We start from the raw sequence: 4,578 nt of genomic DNA on the forward strand, positions 1-4,578 counted from the left end.
CCATCGGTAGCCGGCCGGCTCGCCCTCGCCGAGGTCGACGATGGCCGCGACCGGCCCACCGCCATCCGGACCCTGGTGAGCAGCTGACACGGAGACGAACACGGCCGGGTCGCCCGTCACGGCGGCAGTCACACCGCCCACGGCCGACTTGATCTGGCGGTGCCAGTGGACGTCCGAGTCGTCGAGCATGGCGTTCCGGCGCCCGTGGACGGTCCCGTCCTGGCTCACCTCGCACTTGAGGAACACGTTGACGAGCCGTCCCTTGATGTCGGTCCAGTGCGGGCGCTCGGGCAGGTCGAGCCCGGCGTCCTTGATGGCCTCCCAGATGCCGTCCTGGTCCAGCGCATCGCGCATGACGGAGTGCCCGATCCGGTACCGCCCGCCGATGCCGCGCGTGTTGCCCACGACGACGACCTGCGCCTGGTCGAGCTCCACCCCCGACGAGCACGAGGCGACGGATGAGTAGAGCGAGCGGTTGTGCATGACGTCCTCGTCCGTCGGCATCTCGATCTCACCGAGGGCGACGGCGATGCCCAGACCGGTTGTGCCGTTGGACAGGTCCATCGACTCGTGCGTGTGCTCGGTCCAGACCTTCATCCCGCGGGACTTGGCGTCGCGGATCGTGTGGATGGTCAGGAGCGGGGTCTTGGTCTGGACGTAGTGGACGTCCTTGGGGTCGGTGATCCCGGCTCGCTCCATCGCGACCTTCACGCCGTCAGCGACCTTCTGGATCATCGCCACGTAGCCGATCTCCTCCGGCTTGATCGGCTCGCTCATCGCGAACCCCACGGTCAGGCGCAGGTCGTCGGACGGCTCGGTCCGGTCGGCCGGCACTGTGGCGAAGATCGCCGCGTGCGGGCTGATCACGCCATCGGTTCCACCGGACCACACGATGGGGATCTGCTTGACCTGGTCGGCGGGGGCGCCCTTCGCGACGAGCACCTCGCGGAACGCCCGGTCGGCGATGATGCGGGTGTAGTCGTTCACCCCGCCGTTGCCCTCCGTCTTGCCGATGATGGCGATGACCCGGCTCGCCTCCATGACGCCGTCGTCGATGAGCTTGGCGAGCTCGGACGCGTCGGCGACGGAGTGGATCGGGACCTTGCGCACCTCGATGGCTTCTGGCACGTGACTCACCTTTCGAAATCGTCTGGGGGCGTGGGGTTCTCGATGATCGTGCCGACGCCGTGATCCACTGCGTCGGTGATCTGGTCAAGGGAGGTGATGATGCAGCGGCGGCCGCCGGACCGCACGAACCGCATGGCGGCGTCGACCTTCGGGCCCATCGATCCCGAGGCGAAGTGCCCTGCGGCGGCGTATCCTTCCAGCTCCGCCAGGGTCACCTGCTCGAGCGGCTTGGCCTCCGGGGTGCCCCAGCCGATGACGGCATGGGGGACGTCCGTCGCGATGACGAGCGCATCGGCGTCGATGGCGCGGGCGAGCAGGGCAGCCGTGAGGTCCTTGTCGATGACCGCCTCGACGCCGTGCACGGTGGCGGCGTCAGAACGCACGACGGGAATGCCGCCCCCGCCGGCCGCCACGACGACGTAGCCGGCCCGCATGAGTGTGAGCAGGGTGTGCGCGTCGAGCACCTCGAGCGGCTCGGGTGATGCGACGACTCGCCTCCAGCCCTTCGCCCCGCGGTCCTCCCAGACCTGTCCCAGCGCGATGAGCGGCTGGGCCTCGTCCTTGCTGACATAGCGGCCCACCGGTTTGGTGGGCTTCCTGAATCCAGGGTCGTCGGGGTCGACGAGCGTGCGGGTGACGATGGCAGCGACAGGTCGCCGGACTCCGCGCCGCCCGAGCGACCCCTCGAGTGCATCGAGCATGGTGAACCCGATGGTGCCCTGCGTCTGGGCGCCGCACCAGTCGAGCGGCACGGGCGGGACGACATGGGCAGCAAGCTCGTTCTTGACGAGGATGTTGCCGACCTGCGGGCCGTTGCCGTGCGTGATGGCGACCTCGTGGCCGGACGCCACGAGATCGGCGACATGCGACATCGCCCGCCGGATGGCCCGCCGCTGCTCGTGCGGAGCCGCACTCCCATCGGGCCCGGTCATCGCGTTGCCGCCGAGTGCGACGAGCACCCTCATGCCACTCTCCTCGATGTTGTTGCGGGTGAGCCTAGGGAGCGGGTGGGGCAGGGCGCGTTGGCAGGTCCTGCCCAACGCCGGGCCGTTGGTTGTCAGGTGTACGTATGCCGCTGAGCTTGCTCCCGATGCACGGCCAGTCCTGATCCTCCCGCACGTCGCCTGCTGTCAGCCGTTGTTCGGGGACGGAGTGATGCTGTGGGTCTGCGCTCGGCGCAGGGCGCGGGCGATGGTGCGCAGCTCGTCGTCCGTCAGGCCCGAGGCGAAGCGCTTCTCGATCTGCCCGACGTAGTGTGGTGCGCTCGCCTCGAAACGCTGCCGTCCCTCCGTGGTGATGACCGCGAACGACGACCGGGCGTCGACCGGGTTGGGCTCCTTGGCGACGAGGCCGGCCCGGACGAGCTCGTCGACGACCCGGCTGATGCGGGTCCGACTGAGGACCGCACGCTGGGCGAGCTCGGACATGCGCAGGCGGCCGTCGTCGGCTGCCGAGAGCTCGAGGAGGACGTCGTACCAGGCGAGCGGGAGTCCCGAGTGCGATCGCAGCGACCGGTCGAGCTCGGGAACCAGTGCGGCGTGGGTCTGGAGGAGCGCCCCCCAGGCGTCGGCTGCGAGCTGTCGTCGAGAGCGGGAGGCCATGAGGGAGAGCGTACCCGCTTGATTGCGTGCAGGCGCACCTATATAGTTACGTGCGCACGCACTTATCTAAGAACTGAGGAGGTCACTCCATGACCCGACTACTGCACATCTCGGCATCACCTCGAGGCCAGGCCTCCGAGTCGCTCTCGCTGGCCGAGGCCTACGTGGCGGCGGTCGCCGGCCGCCCCGACGTCGAGGTCGATCACTGGGATCTCTGGGACGGGTCGCTGCCCGGCTTCGGTCCCGACGCAGCGGCAGCCAAGATGGCCGTCTTCGCTGGAGAGGAGCCGGAGGGCGACGCAGCGGCTGCCTGGCAGCGGGCCATCGCAGCGTTCACCCGCCTCGATGCCGCGGACGCGTACCTGCTGTCCGTGCCGATGTGGAACGGGAGCATTCCCTACGTCCTGAAGCAGCTCATCGATGTCGTGAGCCAACCGGGGATGCTCTTCGGGTTCGACCCGGAGGCCGGGTACTCGGGGCTGCTCGCCGGCAAGAAGGCCGTCCTCGTCCTCACCAGTGCCGTGTATGGCGAGGGCAGGCCGACATCCTTCGGCATCGACTTCCAGCGGCCCTACCTCGAATGGTGGCTCGACTGGGCCGGAGTCGAGGACGTGACGACGATCGAGTTCCGGCCAAATCTCGTCACCGACCAGGTCGATCTCGTCCGGGCCGCAGCCTTCGACGAGCTCCGCGAGGCTGCACTCAAGCTCTGACTGGCGGCACGTTCTGCACACTCGACGAGAGGCGGGGCGGCACGTTCTGCACACTCGACGAGAGGCGGGGGGCGGCACGTTCTGCACAGTCGACGAGAGGCGGGGGCCAGCTCATGGTCGAGTGTGCAGTACGCGTCGCTTCCTCAGAGGTCGCGATACCGGGCGAGACGCGACTCCAACCGTGCGGCCGGCTCCTCCCGGGCGAGGAGGGCCAGCTCGTGCTGGATTGCCTGGCTCATCCGTTGGCAGAACTCTGCGGGCTCGTCTGCGGCGTCGGGGCGCTCGGCCACGATGCGATCGACGATCCCGTCGGCGAGCAGGTCCAACGACCTGACCCGCTGCGCTGCGGCGAGCTCGGGCGCGTGCGTCGTGTCCCGGTGCAGGATCGCGGACGCGCCCTCGGGGGGCAGGGGCGAGAGCCACGAGTGCTGTGCACAGATGACGCGGTCGGCAGGCATGAGGGCCAGCGCGCCGCCGCCCGTGCCCTGGCCGAGCAGGACACACAGCGTTGGAGCTTGGAGGGTGACGAGCTCGGCGAGGCACCGGGCGATCTCCCCGGCCATGCCACCCTCCTCGGCCTCCTTCGACAGCGCGGCACCGGCGGTGTCGATGATGCTGACCAGGGGGAGGTCGAGCTCGCGGGCCAGCGCCATTCCTCGCCGGGCCACGCGAAGCCCCTTGGGGGACAAGGGCTCCTCCAGCGTCTGGCCCCGCCGGTCCTGTCCGAGCACGATGCACGGAGCCCCGCCGAACCGCGCCAACGCCATGAGCAACCCCGGGTCGGACTCGCCGGAGCCCGTCCCGTGCAATGGCAGCACGTCCGTTGCGCCGAGCTTGAGCAGGGCGCGCACGCCGGGTCGATCGGTCCGGCGGGATCGTTCGATGGAGTCCCATGCCGGCAGGTCGGGCAGCTCCGCCCTTGGCACGTCAGCCACCACGGGCGGCTCCTCCCGTGCACCCATGAGGACGTTGAGCGCCCGGTCGGCGGTCTCGGCGAGGGCCTCCACGGGCAGGATGGCGTCGATGAGCCCGTGCTCGAAGAGGTTCTCGGCCGTCTGCACCCCCTCGGGGAAAGCCCGTCCGTAGAGCGCCTCGTAGACCCGGGCCCCGAGGAACCCGATCATCGCCCCCGGCTC

At 69.6% G+C, this 4,578-nt stretch carries 5 protein-coding genes; 1 reads left to right on the forward strand and 4 read right to left on the reverse strand.

The genetic code is table 11. The features are described 5' to 3' along the window. The 3 genes from atzD to ABF401_RS12785 form a co-directional block, all read right to left on the reverse strand. Positions 1-1,128 (reverse strand): cyanuric acid amidohydrolase (gene atzD / locus ABF401_RS12775; RefSeq protein ID WP_353509948.1); only part of this gene is annotated, 1,128 nt, incomplete at its 3' end. Positions 1,129-1,133: 5 nt separating this feature from the next. Continuing rightward, positions 1,134-2,093 (reverse strand): carbamate kinase, encoded by a 960-nt coding sequence (locus tag ABF401_RS12780; RefSeq protein ID WP_353509949.1) that lies wholly within the window; start codon positions 2,091-2,093, stop codon positions 1,134-1,136. A 165-nt stretch (positions 2,094-2,258) separates the two neighbouring features. Next, positions 2,259-2,729: a MarR family winged helix-turn-helix transcriptional regulator gene (locus ABF401_RS12785; RefSeq protein ID WP_353509950.1), complete on the reverse strand. Its 471-nt coding sequence runs from the start codon at positions 2,727-2,729 to the stop codon at positions 2,259-2,261. 89 nt (positions 2,730-2,818) lie between these two features. Between ABF401_RS12785 and ABF401_RS12790 the strand changes: the two genes are divergently transcribed. Continuing rightward, complete coding sequence (locus ABF401_RS12790) at positions 2,819-3,442, forward strand: FMN-dependent NADH-azoreductase (RefSeq protein WP_353509951.1); 624 nt, start codon at positions 2,819-2,821, stop codon at positions 3,440-3,442. Between the two features lie 143 nt (positions 3,443-3,585). Here the strand turns inward: ABF401_RS12790 and ABF401_RS12795 are convergent. After that, positions 3,586-4,578: carboxyl transferase domain-containing protein (locus ABF401_RS12795; protein WP_353509952.1), on the reverse strand; the 993-nt coding region annotated here is incomplete at its 5' end.

Origin of the sequence: Intrasporangium sp. (genome assembly GCF_040414665.1) — a bacterium.
Classification (GTDB): domain Bacteria; phylum Actinomycetota; class Actinomycetes; order Actinomycetales; family Dermatophilaceae; genus Intrasporangium.